At 74.1% G+C, this 16138-nt stretch carries 15 protein-coding genes; 5 read left to right on the top strand and 10 right to left on the bottom strand.

All coding sequences use genetic code 11. The features are described from left to right. Positions 1–22 precede the first annotated feature (22 nt). On the bottom strand, positions 23–1225 hold the full coding sequence (locus AB0I73_RS09700; protein WP_363035511.1) for a peptidoglycan-binding protein: 1203 nt from the start codon (positions 1223–1225) through the stop codon (positions 23–25). A gap of 184 nt (positions 1226–1409) precedes the next feature. Here AB0I73_RS09700 and AB0I73_RS09695 point away from each other — a divergent pair, with 184 nt between their 5' ends. Beyond that, complete coding sequence (locus AB0I73_RS09695) at positions 1410–3554, top strand: MDR family MFS transporter (protein WP_363035509.1); 2145 nt, start codon at positions 1410–1412, stop codon at positions 3552–3554. Between the two features lie 59 nt (positions 3555–3613). Here the strand turns inward: AB0I73_RS09695 and AB0I73_RS09690 are convergent, their stop codons facing one another. Further along, positions 3614–4105, bottom strand: a complete 492-nt coding sequence (locus AB0I73_RS09690) for a GNAT family N-acetyltransferase (protein WP_363035507.1) — start codon at positions 4103–4105, stop codon at positions 3614–3616. A gap of 125 nt (positions 4106–4230) precedes the next feature. Between AB0I73_RS09690 and AB0I73_RS09685 the strand changes: the two genes are divergently transcribed. Together AB0I73_RS09685 and AB0I73_RS09680 are read left to right on the top strand one after the other, a co-directional pair. After that, positions 4231–4926: a hypothetical protein gene (locus AB0I73_RS09685; protein ID WP_363035505.1), complete on the top strand. Its 696-nt coding sequence runs from the start codon at positions 4231–4233 to the stop codon at positions 4924–4926. A gap of 5 nt (positions 4927–4931) precedes the next feature. Then, on the top strand, positions 4932–5441 hold the full coding sequence (locus AB0I73_RS09680) for a hypothetical protein (RefSeq protein ID WP_363035503.1): 510 nt from the start codon (positions 4932–4934) through the stop codon (positions 5439–5441). A 30-nt stretch (positions 5442–5471) separates the two neighbouring features. Here AB0I73_RS09680 and AB0I73_RS09675 read toward each other — a convergent pair whose 3' ends face one another. Further along, complete coding sequence (locus AB0I73_RS09675; RefSeq protein WP_109382506.1) at positions 5472–5906, bottom strand: DUF1992 domain-containing protein; 435 nt, start codon at positions 5904–5906, stop codon at positions 5472–5474. A gap of 151 nt (positions 5907–6057) precedes the next feature. Between AB0I73_RS09675 and AB0I73_RS09670 the strand changes: the two genes are divergently transcribed. After that, on the top strand, positions 6058–6450 hold the full coding sequence (locus AB0I73_RS09670) for an FHA domain-containing protein (protein ID WP_109382505.1): 393 nt from the start codon (positions 6058–6060) through the stop codon (positions 6448–6450). Positions 6451–6480: 30 nt separating this feature from the next. On the opposite strand, the gene AB0I73_RS09665 is transcribed toward AB0I73_RS09670, so the two are convergent. Next, positions 6481–7152: an O-methyltransferase gene (locus tag AB0I73_RS09665; protein ID WP_363035500.1), complete on the bottom strand. Its 672-nt coding sequence runs from the start codon at positions 7150–7152 to the stop codon at positions 6481–6483. 327 nt (positions 7153–7479) lie between these two features. Here AB0I73_RS09665 and AB0I73_RS09660 point away from each other — a divergent pair, with 327 nt between their 5' ends. Further along, positions 7480–9558 carry a bifunctional glycosyltransferase 87/phosphatase PAP2 family protein gene (locus tag AB0I73_RS09660; RefSeq protein WP_363035498.1) on the top strand — a complete coding sequence of 693 codons (2079 nt, stop codon included), beginning with the start codon at positions 7480–7482 and terminating at the stop codon, positions 9556–9558. 172 nt (positions 9559–9730) lie between these two features. Here the strand turns inward: AB0I73_RS09660 and AB0I73_RS09655 are convergent, their stop codons facing one another. From AB0I73_RS09655 to AB0I73_RS09630, 6 genes are all read right to left on the bottom strand, one after another. Beyond that, positions 9731–10147, bottom strand: coding sequence for a transglycosylase SLT domain-containing protein (locus AB0I73_RS09655; protein ID WP_109382504.1), 417 nt, complete (start codon positions 10145–10147; stop codon positions 9731–9733). A 359-nt stretch (positions 10148–10506) separates the two neighbouring features. Next, positions 10507–11358, bottom strand: coding sequence for an ECF transporter S component (locus AB0I73_RS09650; protein ID WP_363035495.1), 852 nt, complete (start codon positions 11356–11358; stop codon positions 10507–10509). After that, positions 11355–13031, bottom strand: a complete 1677-nt coding sequence (locus AB0I73_RS09645) for an ATP-binding cassette domain-containing protein (protein ID WP_363035493.1) — start codon at positions 13029–13031, stop codon at positions 11355–11357. Before AB0I73_RS09645 ends, AB0I73_RS09650 begins: the two co-directional genes overlap by 4 nt. Continuing rightward, on the bottom strand, positions 13028–14140 hold the full coding sequence (locus tag AB0I73_RS09640; RefSeq protein ID WP_363035565.1) for an energy-coupling factor transporter transmembrane component T: 1113 nt from the start codon (positions 14138–14140) through the stop codon (positions 13028–13030). The genes AB0I73_RS09645 and AB0I73_RS09640 overlap by 4 nt, the downstream gene beginning before the upstream one ends. 55 nt (positions 14141–14195) lie before the next feature. Then, a complete protein-coding gene (locus AB0I73_RS09635) occupies positions 14196–14858 on the bottom strand; it encodes an SCO2322 family protein (protein WP_363035491.1) in 663 nt (220 codons plus the stop codon). Beyond that, on the bottom strand, positions 14855–16129 hold the full coding sequence (locus AB0I73_RS09630; RefSeq protein WP_363035489.1) for a prenyltransferase/squalene oxidase repeat-containing protein: 1275 nt from the start codon (positions 16127–16129) through the stop codon (positions 14855–14857). The genes AB0I73_RS09635 and AB0I73_RS09630 overlap by 4 nt, the downstream gene beginning before the upstream one ends. Positions 16130–16138 lie beyond the last annotated feature (9 nt).

Below are 16138 nucleotides of genomic sequence, written 5' to 3'. Positions count from 1 at the left end.
AGTGCCCGCCCGGCCCGCCGGCCTACGGTTCCCGGGTCTCCGACTCCAGCCGGCTCCGGGTCTCCGGTCCGTACACGCCCAGCTCGTCGCCGCTGATGCCCCGGGACCACTGGTAGTTGCGCAGGGCGTCCTCCAGCCGGCGGTTGAACCGGCCGTGGAGCTCGCTGTTGTACAGGTACAACTGGCGCAGACGATGCTGGAGTTCGACGACCTCCGGCCCGCGGTCGCCGCGGCGCAGTACGGCACCGGTGACTTCGCGGACCTCCTCGTCCGCCACCTCCTCGGGGGCTTCGGCCGGGGCGGTGGTCGGCGCGGCCGACGACGGCTCCGCCGTGTCCGACGGGGACGCCGAAGCGCCGTCCTCCGATGCCGAGACCGACGGGGACGCCGACGGGCTCGCGCTCTCGGACGGCGAGGCCGAGGCCGAGACCAGGAGTGACGGTGACGCCGACGGGCTCGCGCCCTCGGACGGCGAGGCCGAGGCCGAGGGTGGGACCGAGGGGGCGTCCGGCACGCTCACCCGCACGTCGTCCGGCAGCGCGCCGTCCCGGGACGGCGCCTCGTACGCGAACAGCCCGCTCGCCCACCCGGCGGCCCCGGCCACCGCCACGACGGCCCCGGCGGCCGTGAGCAGCGCGGTACGGCGACGGCGGCGGTCCCGGGAGGCGGGCCCCCCGGCGTCCGGGCCCAGCTCCAGGTTCGTGGCCGGCCCCGCCGCGGCGGGTACCGCTCGGGTCGGGCGGGTGGCCTCGAACAGGTGGAGGTCGGTGGCGTTCGGCTCGGTCGTGGGCGGCGCGAGCGGCGCGGCGAGCGGTGTGGGCGCGGGGGTGGGATCGGGCGTGGCGGAGGGGGGCGCGGATGTCGCGTCCGGCGGGACGACGCGCAGTTGCATGGTCGCGTCGGCGGCGGGCGGCGCGTCCGGTCGGTCCTCGGTCGGGGCGGGGGGCGCGGTCTCCGGGCCGGCTTCCGGTTCGGGGGTGTGATCGGGTGCGGCGTCGTGCTCGGACACGGGGTCGTGCCCCGGTGCGGCATTCGGCGTAGTCGCCGGCGTTCCGTCGTCGAACTCCACGTATGGGCGTATCCGGAGCGGATGGAAGTCCTCCACCGCTGCCGCCTGAGCCGTACGGGCCTCGCGGAGGGCGTCGGACGCGCGCGGACCGCAGGCGCAGGACGGAGTGTTGTCCCTGTTCCTGGGCGCACCGCACTCCGGGCACGGGGTTTCCATCGGCTGTACCACGCGTTGTCCCTCCCCTCGTGATCTCCAGAGATTATGCAGATCTTCTCCACACCCCGATGCACAAGCCCCCGGAACGCGGTCTTCCGGAGGCACTCGACGGGCTGTTCAACAGGAGAAAAGCGGTCATATCGATCACGATGGGCCCTGGACACCAGAACTTGTGGAGGTCGCCATGGCCGGGGACGCGCACGGTAGGACGGAGCGGGCGGGCAGCGCGCGGCCCTCGCCCGGTGCCGGCTCCGGACCGCCGCCGCCCTCCTCCGCCGGACCGCCGCCCTCCGACCCCGGCCCCCCGGAGCAGGCGGCCAAGAACCTCGTCGTCTCGATCGGCGCCCTGCTCCTCGGTCTGCTCCTCGCCGCCCTCGACCAGACCATCGTGGCCACCGCGCTGCCCACCATCGTCAGCGAACTGGGCGGTCTGGAGCACCTGTCCTGGGTGGTCACCGCGTATCTGCTGGCCTCGACCGCGGCCACCCCGTTGTGGGGCAAGCTCGGCGACCAGTACGGCCGCAAGCGGCTGTTCCAGCTCGCCATCCTCATCTTCCTGCTGGGCTCCGCACTGTGCGGCGCGGCACAGGACATGTCCCAGTTGATCGCCTTCCGCGCGCTCCAGGGGCTGGGCGGCGGCGGACTGGTCGTGCTGTCCATGGCGATCGTCGGCGACCTCGTCCCGCCCCGTGAACGCGGCAAGTACCAGGGCATGTTCGGCGCGGTCTTCGGCACGACGAGTGTCCTCGGGCCGCTCCTGGGGGGCCTGTTCACCGAACACCTGAGCTGGCGCTGGGTGTTCTACGTCAACCTGCCCCTCGGAGTCGTCGCGCTCGCCGTGATCGCCACGGTGCTGCACATCCCGCGCAGATCCACCCGGCACGTCATCGACTACCTCGGCACCCTCCTCATCGCCTCCGTCGCGACCTGCCTCGTCCTGGTCGCCTCCCTCGGCGGCACCACCTGGGGCTGGGGCTCGCCGCAGACCGTCGTCCTCGCGGTCCTGGGCGTCGTCCTCGCCGTCGTCTTCGTCGCGGTGGAGCGGCGGGCCGCCGAACCCGTACTGCCGCTGAAACTGTTCCGGATCCGCACCTTCACGCTCTCCGTCGTGATCAGCTTCATCATCGGCTTCGCCATGTTCGGCGCGCTGACCTATCTGCCGGCGTTCCTCCAGATGGTCCACGGGGTGAGCCCGACCATGTCCGGCGTGCACATGCTGCCGATGGTGGTCGGCACGCTGTCGGCCTCGACCGCCTCCGGACAGATCGTCAGCCGCACCGGCCGCTGGAGGGTGTTCCCCCTCGCGGGCACCGCCGTCACCACCGTCGGCCTGCTGCTGCTCCACCAGCTCGACGAGCACAGCTCCACCGCGGTGATGAGCGCCTTCTTCTTCGTCTTCGGCCTCGGGCTCGGGCTGGTCATGCAGGTCCTGGTGCTGATCGTGCAGAACGCCGTCTCCTACCAGGACCTGGGCGTCGCCACCTCCGGCTCGACCTTCTTCCGCTCCATCGGCGCCTCCTTCGGCGTCGCCGTCTACGGCACGATCTTCGCGAGCGGCCTCGACGACCGGCTCACCGACGCCTTCCGCGGCGCCCGGCTCCCGCCCGGCGTCTCCGTCGGCGCGCTGGAGGCCGACCCGCGCGGCATGGCGGACCTGCCGGCCACCCTGCGTCCCGAAGCCGTCCACGCGTACGCCGCCGCCATCACGGACGTCTTCCTGTACGCCGTCCCCCTCGCCCTCCTCGGCTTCGTACTGGCCTGGCTGCTCAAGGAGGACAAGCTGCGTGCCTCGGTCCCCGCGCCCGACGGCACCGGGGCGCCGGCCGACGAGCCGGTGGAACGGCCGTCCCCCGACGAGGTGGGCCGCGCGCTGTCGCTGCTCGGCACCCACGAGGGACGGCGCGAGATCTACCGGACGACCACCGCCCGCGCGGGCTGCGACCTGCTGCCCGCGACGAGCTGGCTGCTGCTGGGCATCAGGAAGCGCGGCTCGCTGGAACCGGCCCTGCTCGCCGAGCGCGGCACCATCCCGCTCACCGTCGTCCTGGAGGCCGCCCGCCAGGCCGAGGTGCGACACCTCGTCACACGCGAGGGCCCCGGCCTCGTACTGACCGACGGCGGGTACGCGGTCGTGGAGCGGCTGGCGCGGGCGCAGGAGGAGTTCCTGGCCGAGCTGCTCGGCGACCGGTGGGGGCCGGACCGGCCGACCGATCTGGAGCGGCTGGCGCACGAGCTGACGGAGGAACTGGGCGGATCGCGAGCCGGAAGCCCGCACGACGACAGCCCGGAAGGCCCGCACGGCGAGCGGCCGGGGGCGCCCGTCGGTTGAGCCGTGTGGTTCGGACGGGTGGCTCGGACAGGGGGCTCGGACGGGGACAGGCAGGCGGCTCACACGAGGTGCTTGGCGAACCAGTGCTCGGCGTACGGCACCGAGTTGTGCGGCTCGGTCTCGGTGAAACCGAGCCGGGCGTACAGGGCACGGGCCTCCACGAGGTCCGAGCGCGTGTCGAGGATCAGCCGGGTGGCCCCCGACGCGCGGGCCGCTTCCTCGGCGGCGCCCACCAGGAGCGCCGCACCGCCCTTGCCGCGCATCGCCTCGTGGAGGAAGACCCGGGTGAGTTCGGCGGTCGCGGCGTCCAGCAGCCGGACCCCCGCGCTGCCCGCCGGCTCGCCCGCGTACCGCGCGACCAGCAGATGCCCCCGCGGCGGCACGAGGTCGGCGCCCGACGGGGCGGCGATCTCGCGCTCCAGCTCCGCCGGGTCGGTCCGGCGCCCCTCGTGCAGCAGATACCAGCGGTCGCTGACCTCGGTGTAGTACGCACGCCAGAGCGCGGCGGCGGCGGGGGAGTCGGGGCGTTCGGGGCGGATGGTCCACGTCACGACCGCATTCTGCGTCCATCCGCAGCCGGACGCGCAACTCCTGTTTGGAATCGGGCCCTTCGGCTACCCGTCAGGTGAACCGGCGTGTGAAGAGCGTCGGTTGGCCGACACACCGGAAGGCATCCATGTCCACTGGCCTGATCATCGCTTTGATCGTGATCGTGGCGGTCGTTGTCGTCGCGGCGGCCGTACTGACCCTGCATGCCCGCGGTCCGTACCGCGGCGCGCACCTGAAGCGACGCTTCGGACCCGAGTACGACCGGGCCGTCGCCCGGCACGACGGTGACGCCGAAGCCGCCGAACGCGAACTGGCCCAGCGCGTACGGCTCCACGGCGACCTGCGGACACGACCGCTGGACCGCGCCGAACGGGAGAGGTACGAGGCGGGCTGGACGGCCGCGCAGGAGCGGTTCGTCGACTCACCGGGGGCCGCGGTCGCCGAGGCGGACCGGCTGCTCGCCGACCTCGCCTCCGCCCGGGGCTTCCCCGGTGGCGGACAGTACGAGGAGCAGCTCGCCGCGCTGTCCGTGCACCACGCCCGGCACGTCGACGGCTACCGGCGGGTGCACCGGGTGGCGCAGGCCCGCGCCGGCGGCACACACGACACACATGACACGCACGGAGGCGGCGCGGGCACCGAGGAGATGCGCGAGGCGATGGTCGAGGCGCGCGCCCTCTTCGACGACCTGGTGCGGCCGTCCCGTCACGACGGCGGAGACCATCGCGCCGGCCCGCACGGCACCCGCGGGAAGACGGCCGCACACGGCCGCTCCCCCCACATGCCGTCGTTGCTCCACCGGCGACAGGCGAAGGAGAGCTGAGCGAGATGACCGACACGACCCGGCGCCCCGGCGACGCACCGACGGGCGAGGCGCCCCCCACCACGACCATCCGCCCGACCAGCCGAACGACCGCTCCCGGGAACCGCGACGGCCTCCCCGAGGACGGGCACGACGACCCCCGTCGTGACGTCCACGCGGAGGGCGCCCGCCACGGCGGTGACCGCGACCCCGAGGGGGCGGGCGGCACCCGTCTGCTCCCGCACGACGACTGGCACAAGCTCTCCGAGCAGTTGCAGCACGCCGTGGCCGGGTTCGTGGACGCCCCGAGGGACTCCGTGGAGCAGGCCGATCACGTGCTGCAGGAACTCGCCGCCCGCTTCACCGACGCGGTGACCGAGCGGCGCCGCACCCTGCGCCGGTCCTGGCGGAGCGCGGACGGGGGCGAGGGCCCGGACACCGCCGTGACCGGCACCATGGCCGGTACCGACACCGAGCAGCTGCGCCTGGCCCTGCGGGACTACCGCGGGCTGGCGGAACGGCTGCTGCGCGCCTGACCGGGACCGCTCCGAGCAACCGGCGGGCTGTCAGGCGGGCGGGCCCTGCGGCCCGTCCCCCGCCCCCGTCCGACGCTCCCGCCACTGCCGTACGACGTCCTCGACGTCGTACGGCTTCTTGCCCAGCGGGGGGCCGGGCGGGGGCTTGAACATCATGTCGCGGATCTTGGCGTTGACGTCCGTGATGATCTTCCGGACGATCCGTTCGGAGGGGGCCGCGTAGGCCGCCGCCAGGGCGTCCTCGGCCTCCTTGCGCAGGGCCAGCGTCGGCGGCAGCACGGAGTGGCCCTCGCGGGCCAGCTTCCGCCTGACCCACCACAACTCGTCGTACGGGGACTCCATGTCAGGGGGCAGCGGCTTGCCCGCACCCGGCAGCCGTTCGAACTCCCCGCGTGCCTCGGCGTCACGGATCTGCTTGTCCACCCAGGACTCGAAGTCGACGCCCGGCGGCTTTCGCTCGGTCATACGGCCATTGTGCCCACCGGGCAGACGCGGTGGAACCGGGCGTTTTATCATTCGGCGGCAGCGAGCGAGTCGCTTCGGTCGCCGCGCCAGGCCGTTCCGGCCGCCGCAGGGCCGGCCCCCGGCCCGCCAGGACGTCTCAGGAGGAGCGCACGTGCTCGAACTCACCATGGCCGCCGTGTCCGCGGAGGAATCGGGGGCCACGGCCGGCATGCTCATGGCCGACGCGCCGAGCGAGCCGGGTGCCGTGCTGCGGGTGGGGCGGGACAGGTCGGTGTGCCGACTCTCCACGCCGGACGACTGGCTGTTCGTGTCCAGGGTCCACCTGGAGTTCCAGTGCGCCCAGGACGGCACCTGGTATCTGAGCTGGCTGCGCGGCTCGCTGCCCGAGCCGTCCTCCGAGGTCCGGCTGACCGTCGGTGAGCAGGTCCACCCGGTCGCCTACGGCGGCAGCGTCGCGCTGCCCCGGGGCGGCAACGGCGAGGTCGTCATCCTGGACCGCGCCGCCCCGCGCAGCGTCAACGTGGGCTTCTACCACGAGGTGTGAGACCGGCGGGCGCCGCGGGGGCCCACCGGCTCACTCCAGCACCCGCGCCAGCGCGAAGCCGTCGTAGCCCTTGCCGCCGACGGTCTGGATCGCCGTACCGGCCAGCCTCGGGTGGCTGCCGATCAGGTCGAGGGCGGCGCGGGTGCCCAGCACGTCCGGGGCGGTGCTGTCCGCGTCGAGCACCCGGCCGCCCCGGACGACGTTGTCGAGGACGATCAGACTGCCCGCGCGGGTGAGCCTCAGGGCCCACTCCAGGTAGTGCGGGTTGTTGACCTTGTCGGCGTCGATGAAGACCAGGTCGAACGGGGGCGGGTTCTCGTCGGCCAGCCGGGGCAGCGACTCCAGCGCCGGGCCCACCCGCACCTCGACGAGCCGGTCCAGGCCCGCGCGGCCGATGTTGCGGGTGGCGACCTCGGCGTGGAGCGGCTCGTACTCCAGCGTGATCAGCCGCCCGCCGTCCGGGAGGGCGCGGGCCAGCCAGATGGTGCTGTAGCCGCCGAGGGTGCCGATCTCCAGGACGTACCGGGCGCCCTGCGTCTGAGCGAGCAGCTGGAGCAGCTTGCCCTGGTTGGGGGTGACGGCGATGGGCGGGAGCCCGGCGGCCTCGCTGTCCCGCAGGGCGGCCGCCAGAGCCTCGTCGTCGGGTGCGAGGCGGGCGGCGAAGTAGTCGTCCACCGCGTGCCAGAGCTGCGATTCGCTCATGCCCTTACACCTCTCGTCCTTCTCCGTCCGGTCGGGGTCCGGTCGGTCCGGTGGCTGGTCCAGCCGACTCGTGCGGCCGATGAGCACGACGCCACCGACCCTCCCATGTGGTCCGTCTCGTGTCCCCGCGGGCAACCCGACCCCCCGCCGTCCATCGTCTTCCGGGATCGAAGCCGGATCAAAGGCAGGAGCACAGCAGGACGGACGTCAGGTGAAGCGGGGGTTGCCTGCGTCTCCTTCCGGGGGCGGCGCGGGCCTCATAAGGTTTGCGGAGGTACCCCCACGCGGGGGACGTGTGGGACCGACGGGGCGGGAGGCCGACGAGGCGTGGCGAACGCGGAACACAGGGGGCGACCGGCGGAGGCGTTCGGAGCCACGACCGTCGACGGTCCCCGGACACGTCTGCACACGGTGCGCCTCGGACTGTGGCTGCTCGCCGCCGGCCTGGTCGTGCGACAGGTCGCCGCCGTCCTGACCACCCCGCGCGGGGAACGGCTCACGGACCTCGAGACCTGGTTCGGGCACGACGGGGTGCTGCAGGTCAGCGGCTCGCTCTACGAGTCGACCCGCTTCACCGGCACCCCCTTCGGCGGCCTCGTCCTCAAACCGCTCAGCAGATCCGCCGAACAGGCCCTGGGCTGGGGCTGGACCTTCGGCACGCTGCTGCTGGTCGTCGCCCTCGGCCTGGTCGCCGTCCGCGCCCTGCCCCAGCCGGTCGGTCGGCGCACGGCGCTGCTGGCCGCGCCGGTCGCGATCAGCCTGCTCATGCTGTCGCTGCCCGTGCGCAACACGCTGTGGCTCGGCCAGACCAGCGTCATCCCCGTCCTGCTCGTCCTGCTCGGCTGCTTCGTCGCCCGCGGGCAGCGGGCCGGCGGGGTGCTGATCGGTGTCGCCGCCGCCCTCCAGCCCACCCTGCTGCTCTTCGCCCCGCTGCTGTGGTTCACCGGCCGCCGCCGGGCCGCCGCGGCCTCCGGCGTCACCTTCGCCGCGAGCACCGCGCTCGCCTGGGCCGCGATGCCGCAGGACTCGTACACCTACTGGGTGCACCACATGGCGGGCGCGGGCCTCGGCGGCCGGGCCGACGACCTCGGCAACCAGTCCCTGCACGGCGCCCTGCTCCGCCTCGGCCTGGAAGGTCCCCTCGAGATCGGGCTCTTCCTGCTGCTCGGCGCGGCCGTCGCGACGCTCGGCCTGCGCCGCGCCGTCCGCTACGCCCACGACGGCCAGCTGCTGCTCGCGGTCGCGATCACCGGCTGCGCCGCCATAGCCGTCGCCCCGACCGCGTGGCAGCACCAGCTGCTGTGGGTGCTGCTCGCCCTCGTCGGCACCGTCGGCAGACGCGCCGGTGACCGGCTGCTGTGGCCGGTGGCCGTCGTCCTGGTGATGACGCTGCCCGCCCGGATGATCCTGCCGAACCTGGCGGTCCTCCACCCCGTCCGCGACAACGTGGTGCTGCTCGCCGCGCTCGCCGCCGCCACGGTGATCCCGTTCCTGTCGCGCACCTCGCCGTACTTCGGCTCACCCGTCCCGACCCGATACGCCCCGCCCGCCCCGACCCGCTTCCGGCACGTCCCGCTGCTGCCGTTCCTGCGCCGGGCCCTGAGCCGCCCCAACCTGCTGCTGGAGCTGCTGCTGATCCGGGTCACCTACGCCGCCTACTCCCAGGTGCGGCTCGCGGCGACCGGCGGCAGGGAGCGCGCGGAGGAGCACGCCCAGCAGATCCTCGACCTCGAGCGCGTGCTCCACCTGGACATCGAGCACGCGGTCAACCACGCCGTCGTGGAGATCGACTGGCTGCGGAACTTCTTCGACTTCTACTACACGTCGTTCCACTTCCTCGTCCCGCTCACGGTCCTCGGGCTGCTGTACTGGCGCCGCCCGGTCGACTACCGCTGGGCCCGCGCGGGCCTCGGCTTCGCCACCCTGCTCGCCCTGCTCGGTTTCTGGCTCTACCCGCTGGCCCCGCCGCGCCTGATGCCGAACCTCGGGATCATCGACACCGTGCACGGCGTCCAGGACTTCTCCAAGCCGGACTACGGCACCCTCACCGCCCTCACCAACCAGTACGCGGCGATGCCGTCCCTGCACTTCGGCTGGTCCCTGTGGTGCGGTGTGGTCATCGCGATCATCGCCCCGAAGCTGTGGATGAAGGCACTCGGCCTGCTGCACCCCCTGTTCACGGCCGCCGCGATCGTCGCCACCGGCAACCACTGGATCCTGGACGCGGCCGGCGGCGCCCTGGTCGTCGCCGCCGGCTTCGGCCTGACCCATCTCTTCCAGGGCCCCCGCGCCCGCACGACCACGGCCACGGCGCCCGTGACCGAGGGCGCACCGGCGGTACCGCACCAGGCGGCGAGCCCGGAGCGGGCGGAGAGACCGGAGCGGTCGGAGAAGGAGCGCGCCTGACCGGCCCGACGGCCGGGCCGCCCTCCACCGTCTCGCCCTCGGCACACCGACTCTCCTGGCGTTGTCAGGGACCGGTGTGAACGGCGAAGGCGGCGGCCCCGGGGATCAGGGGGCCGCCGCCTTCGGTATGCGGGGTGGTGCGGGTGGTGCAGGGGGGCTGGTGCCGGGTGGGTCAGTACCAGTTGTTGGACTGCCAGAAGTCCCAGGCCTCGCAGGGGCTGCCGTAGCGCTCGTTCATGTAGCCGAGGCCCCACTTGATCTGGGTGGAGGGGTTGGTCTTCCAGTCGGAACCGGCCGAGGCCATCTTGGTGGCGGGCAGGGCCTGGACCAGGCCGTAGGCGCCGCTGGAGGCGTTGGTGGCGGTCGGGTTCCAGTTGCTCTCACGCTGGACGATGTTGGAGAAGCACTGGTACTGCGCCGAGTCACCGATCATCTGCTGCGCGGTCGCCTGGGCCGAGCCCGTGGTCGTGGTGGCCGCCTGCGCGGGGGTGGCGGCGATCAGCGTGCCGCAGGTCGCGGCGGCGAGGGCGGCACCGGCGAGGGCCTTCTTCGGGGTGGCGACGGCGCGGAGGATGGAAACGGCGGACACGTGGGGCCTTTCTTCGGGTGCAGGGCGGTCGCCGTGGGCCCGGTGCCGGACCGCACGTGGTGCGGGGGCGGGGCATACGTCGGCGCCGCGGCCCGTGGGGGCACGTCGGCGCCTGGCGACTGCTCCACAGAAGCATTTCCGGCGGTTCATCCGCAATGACCGTATTTACTATTGACAGTCGCATTCGGTACGGTTCGCCGATGCGCGGTCCGTGGCCGTGCGCGCAGTTCGGAGGGGGCGGAAGGAGAGGAGCGGGGTGCGCTGAGGGCTACGACGCCGCTTCGTACGTGATCGAGGTCATGTGGGGTGGTTCACCGTGGTCGGCCGTCGCCGTCACCGTGGGCGTGCGGGGCGATTACTCAGGGGTGCCCCGCGAAAGTGACCGGCGTCTCGAAAGCCGCCCGGCGGGTGGCACGGCGCAGGGCGCGGAGGACCGGGGCGCCCAGGGCCAGGGCCAGGACGACGGTGAGCAGGGCCCGGCCCAGGTCCCAGCCGAGGGACGTGGCCAGGCAGTACGCCACGAAGCGGGCCAGGTTGGCGGGGACCGACGCGTCCGGGTCGAAGGAGATGTTCGAGGCGAGGGCGGCCATGAAGGGCCAGCCCGCCATGTTCATCACCGTGCCGTAGGCGAAGGCCGCCAGGAAGCCGTAGGCGGCGAGCATCCACAACTCGGCGCGGCCCCGGAGGCGGTCCGGGCCCGGGAGCAGGCCCGCGCCCATCGTGAACCAGCCCATCGCCAGCATCTGGAACGGGAGCCACGGGCCGACCCCGCCCGTGAGCAGCGCGGACGCGAACATCGTCACCGAGCCGAGCACGAAGCCGAAGCCGGGACCGAGGACCCGGCCGCTCAGCACCATCAGGAAGAACATGGGTTCCAGACCGGCCGTCCCCGCGCCGATGGGGCGCAGGGCCGCGCCCGTCGCCGCCAGGACGCCCAGCATCGCGACCGCCTTCGGGCCGAGGCCCGACTCCGCGATCGTCGCCGCCACCACCGCGACCAGCAGCACCAGCAGCCCCGCGAAGAGCCACGGCGCGTCCTGCGCGTGGGCGTTGAGGGTGGAGGCGGGCGGGGCCAGGAAGGGCCAGCCGAAGGCGGCCACGCCCACCGCGCTCACCAGGGCCAGCGCCAGGAGCGAACGCGGTCCCAGCCGGACGGCCCGCGCCTGGCGCTGCGCGCCGGTGAGGGTGGTCGGGGTGCGTGCGGGGGTCATGACAGGACCGCCCGCACCTGGGAAACCGTGAGCCACTGCTGCGGGGCCAGGACCTTCGCCACCTGGGGGGCGAAGGACGGTGACGCGACGACCACCTCGGCCGCCGGACCGTCGGCGATGACCTCGCCCTCGGCGAGCAGGACCACCCGGTGGGCGAGTTCCGCCGCCAGTTCCACGTCGTGCGTGGCCAGGACGATGGCGTGGCCCTCGGCGGCCAGCCCCCGCAGTACGGCGACCAGGCGGGTCTTCGCCGCGTAGTCCAGGCCGCGGGTCGGCTCGTCGAGGAGGAGCAGGGGCGGGCGGGCGGTGAGGACGACGGCCAGGGCGAGGGTCAGGCGCTGGCCCTCGGACAGGTCACGGGGGTGCGTGTCGTCCGTGACCCCGGGGAGCAGCTCCGACAGCAGGGCGCGGCAGGTGCCCGCCTCCGCCTCCGCGTCCCGGTCCGCGGCGGCGCACTCCGCGCCGACCGTGTCCGCGTACAGCAGGTCGCGCGGCTCCTGCGGGACGAGTCCCACCCGGCGGACCAGGTCGCGGGGACGGGTGCGGTGGGGCACGGCGTCACCGGTGCGGACCGAACCGGCGGACGGTTCGACCAGGCCGACCAGGGCGCCGAGCAGCGTCGACTTCCCGGCGCCGTTGCGGCCCATCAGGGCGACCGTCTCGCCGGGGGCGACCGTCAGGTCGATGTGGCGCAGGGCCTGGACGCGGTCACGGCGGACGGCGAGGGAGCGGACTTCCGCCACGGGGGCGGGAGCCGAGGCGCCCGCCTCGGTGCGCTTGAACAGGCGCCGGCCGAAGGGCACGGGCGCCGTGTCCGCGACGGTCTCCCGGGCGGGCTCCCGCGTCGGCTTCGCCGCGTCGGCCAGCCGCTTCCGCAGACCGGCCGCCCGACGGCGCGCGTCCCGCACGGTCAGCGGCAGCGGGGACCACCCCGCGAGCCGGCCCAGCGCCACCACCGGCGGGAACACCGGGGACACCGCCATCACCTCGGCCGGCGTGCCGAGCAGCGGGGGCTCGCCCGGCCCCGGCAGCAGCACCACCTGGTCGGCGTACTGGATGACGCGTTCCAGCCGGTGCTCGGCCATGAGGACGGTGGTGCCGAGGTCGTGGACCAGGCGCTGGAGGACCGCGAGGACCTCCTCGGCCGCCGCGGGGTCCAGCGCGGACGTCGGCTCGTCCAGGACCAGCACCCGCGGGTGCGGGGTGAGCACCGAGCCGATGGCGACCCGCTGCTGCTGGCCGCCGGAGAGCGTCGAGAGGGGACGGTCGCGCAGGCCGGCCAGGCCCAGCAGATCCAGGGTCTCCTCGACGCGGCGCCGCATCACGTCCGGAGGCAGACCCAACGACTCCATGCCGTAAGCGAGTTCGTCCTCGACGACGTCCGTCACGAAATGGGACAGCGGGTCCTGGCCCACCGTGCCCACGACATCGGCGAGTTCGCGCGGCTTGTGGGTGCGGGTGTCGCGGCCGGCCACCGTGACCCTGCCGCGCAGCGTGCCGCCGGTGAAGTGCGGGACGAGGCCGCTGACCGCGCCCAGTACGGTGGACTTGCCGACCCCGGACGGACCGGCGAGCAGGACGAGTTCACCCTCCGGCACCTCGAAGTCGACGCCCCGTACGGAGGGTTCGGGCATACCGTCGTACGTCACGGAGACGTTCTCGAAGCGGATCACGACGGCTCCTTGCCGGTGTCCTCGGGGGCGGGGGTGACGAAGGCGGGGAGCAGGCCGATCAGTACGGCCGCCGCCGGCCACAGGGGGAGCGCGGGCGCGACCAGCGGCACCACACCGGGGTGCAGGGCCGCCGGATCGCGTGCGGCGGCGAGCGCGAGCAGCGCCGCGACCGCCGCGCCGGAGCCGGCGACCAGCCAGGCGCGGGCGTCCCAGCGGTCCGGGCGGTAACGGGTGCGCAGGGAACGCCGGCCGCCCAGCCACAGGCCCGCGAGCGCGGCGGCGAGACCGGCCAGGAGCAAGGGCAGGCCGTGGACGGCGCCCTCGGCGGTGAGCAGTCCGTACGTTCCGGCGCAGACGCCGAGCAGCCCGCCGAGGGTGAGGGCGGCGGTGGTGCGGCGGATCCCGGCCGGGACCTGCGCGGTACGGCCGTAACCGCGGGCGTCCATCGCGGCGGCGAGCGCGACCGAACGCTCCAACGCGCCCTCCAGGACCGGCAGTCCGACCTGCAGCAGCCCTCGGACACCCCGGTCGGGACGGCCCCGCAGCCGACGGGCGGCGCGCAGCCGCTGGACGTCCGCGATCAGGTTCGGCGCGAACGTCAGCGCCACGACGACGGCCACCCCCGTCTCGTACAGGGCGCCGGGCAGGGACTTCAGCAGACGGGAGGGGTTGGCGAGGGCGTTCGCGGCGCCGACGCAGATGAGCAGCGTGGCCAGTTTCAGGCCGTCGTACAGGGCGAACGTGAGGGCCTCGGCCGTGACCTCGCCGCCCAGGCGGATGCCCTGCGCCCAGTCGGGGAGCGGGACTTCGGGCAGATCGACGAGTACATGCGTGCCGGGTACGGGCGAGCCGAGGACGATCGCGAAGAGCAGGCGGATGGCGAGCACGGCGAGCGCCAGCTTGACGAACGCGCCGTAGGAGCGGGCCCAGGGCGCGTTCGGGCGGCGGGCGGCCACGACATACGCGGAGACGGTGACGAGGAGCGCGAGCAGCAGGGGGTTGGTGGTACGGGTGGCGGCGACACCGAGGGCCAGGGCCCACAGCCACCAGGCGCCGGGATGCAGGGCGTCGCCCTGCCGGCGGTGCGGGGCGGGGGCGCCCGACGGCACCGGACGTCCGGTGCCGGTGCGCCCCCGCGGCCGGGCGTCGCCGGGTTTTACCGACCTAGGCACGACGGCGTACCCGCAGGACCGCCGCCGCACCCAGCAACGCCACCGCGGCGATCCCGGCGACCAGACCGAGCGAGGGGCCGCCGTCGTCGTCCGAAGACGCCGACGCCGCCGAGGACTTCGCGCCGTCCTCCTTCTCGGGCGCCGGTGTGCCGCCGCCCGACACCTGCTCCCCGCAGCCCTTCTCCGGGTAGCCCGCGATCGCGCACAGCAGGGCGTTGCTGTTGTAGCGCAGGGGCTCGGCGACGGAGGCCAGGGCCTCGGCCGTCGTGGCGTCCGCGGGGACCCGGGCGCAGGCGGTGCGGCCGGCCGGCGGGGTCTCGCCGGACGGGGCGTCGGCGGCCGTACCGAAGTCGATGACCAGGGCCACCCGCTTCTCGCCGTCCTTCGCCGGGGTCTTGGCGCAGATCGCGGCGAAGTCGGCGGCGCCCCTGGGCCGCGTCGCGTCGGCGGAGTCCTCGCTGACGGCGAACCGGAAGCCCTGGACGTCGCCGTCGGCGGGACGGGCCGTGGAGGGGCCCTGCGTGGCGTACGTCCAGGCGCCGCCGTCCAGGTCCCAGAACGACCAGTACCGGTAGCCGGCGGCCTGCGCCTGGCCCGTGCCCGCCAGCAGCGGCAGGAGCAGGGCCAGGAACAGCACGGTGGCCCGGCGTATCACGACTGCTGCTTCCTGCTCCGGCCGCGCAGCAGGAAGCCGATGCCGACAGCGGCGACGAGGCACACCCCGGCGATGGAGCCGACCCACCAGAGGCCGGACCCGGAGTCCGACTCGGCCTTCGTCTCGTCCTTCTCGTCCTGCCCGGCCTTGCCGTCGTCCGCCGTCTGCGCGGACTTCCCGACGGCCGGCCCGGTCGCCGTGAGCTGCTTCACCAGGTCGGTGCCGCCGAAGGCACGCGGGTCGGTGCCGGTCGCGTGGGCGGCAAAGATCAGCTGGGCGTAGGCGGCGGGGCCGCTCCGGGCGGCCCAGTCGGCGGCGTTCTCCTCCAGCCAGGCCACGGACTTCGCGGCCTGCTCGGTGGCGCCCTGCGCGGCGAGCGCGACCACCGCGTCGGCGGTGTTGCCGTAGTCGGGCTGGTCCTCGGAGCCGGGGAAGGCGGAGACGAGGTGGCCGTCCTCGGCGAGCAGGGCGGTGAGGTGGGCGGCGCCGTTGGCGGCGGCCTGCTCGGGGGTGTCCGCCTTCTTGCAACCGGCGTCCTTCGACTCGCCCTTGCCGGGTTCGACCACCAGGCCCGCGCCGAGGGAGCCGACCACGCCCGCCGCCGTGGCGTCGGTGTTGGCGACCAGTTCGCCCTTCTTGTCCGGCTGGAAGGCGAACGCGCCCGCACCGTCCTCCCCGCCCTTGCCGCCCTTGCTGTCGCACGGCAGCGCCAGCTTCAGCAGGGCGTCGTGGGGGGACTTGCCGTCCTTGACCACCTCGGCCGGCTTCTCGCCCGTCGCGGCGAGCGCGCCGATGACGACGGAGGTGGAGTTGGCGTCGCTGGCCCCGCCCGCCGTGTAGCCCCAGCCGCCGTCCTCGTTCTGCACGGACTTCAGCCAGTCGACGGCCTTGCCGGTGACGGCGTCGTGCCCGCCGAGGGCGGCGAGGGCCTGGACGGCGGCGGCGGTCTGGTTGGTGTCGACCATGGTCTCGGCGTCGCACGCCGTGCCGGTGTCCGCACGGTACGGGGCGAACGAGCCGTCGGCGCACTGCTGCCCCGCCAGCCAGTCGACGGACGACTTCGGCGGCTCGACGCCCACCGTGTGCTGGGCGAGCAGGGCGAGCGACTGCCGCCACACGCCGTCGTACTGCGGATCACCGTCGCCGTACAGGGCGGTGGGCAGGGCCTGCTGGGACGGTGAGGGGGACGGTGACGAGTCGGCGGCGGCCGGTACGGCGGCACCGATCACGGCGACGGCGGCCAGGACCGCTGCGCTGCTACGGACGTTCATGATCGGCGG

The organism is Streptomyces sp. NPDC050388 (assembly GCF_040655635.1).
Classification (GTDB): Bacteria; Actinomycetota; Actinomycetes; order Streptomycetales; family Streptomycetaceae; genus Streptomyces.
Note: the sequence above shows the minus strand (reverse complement) of the source record. Positions and strands in the feature narration are given on the sequence as shown.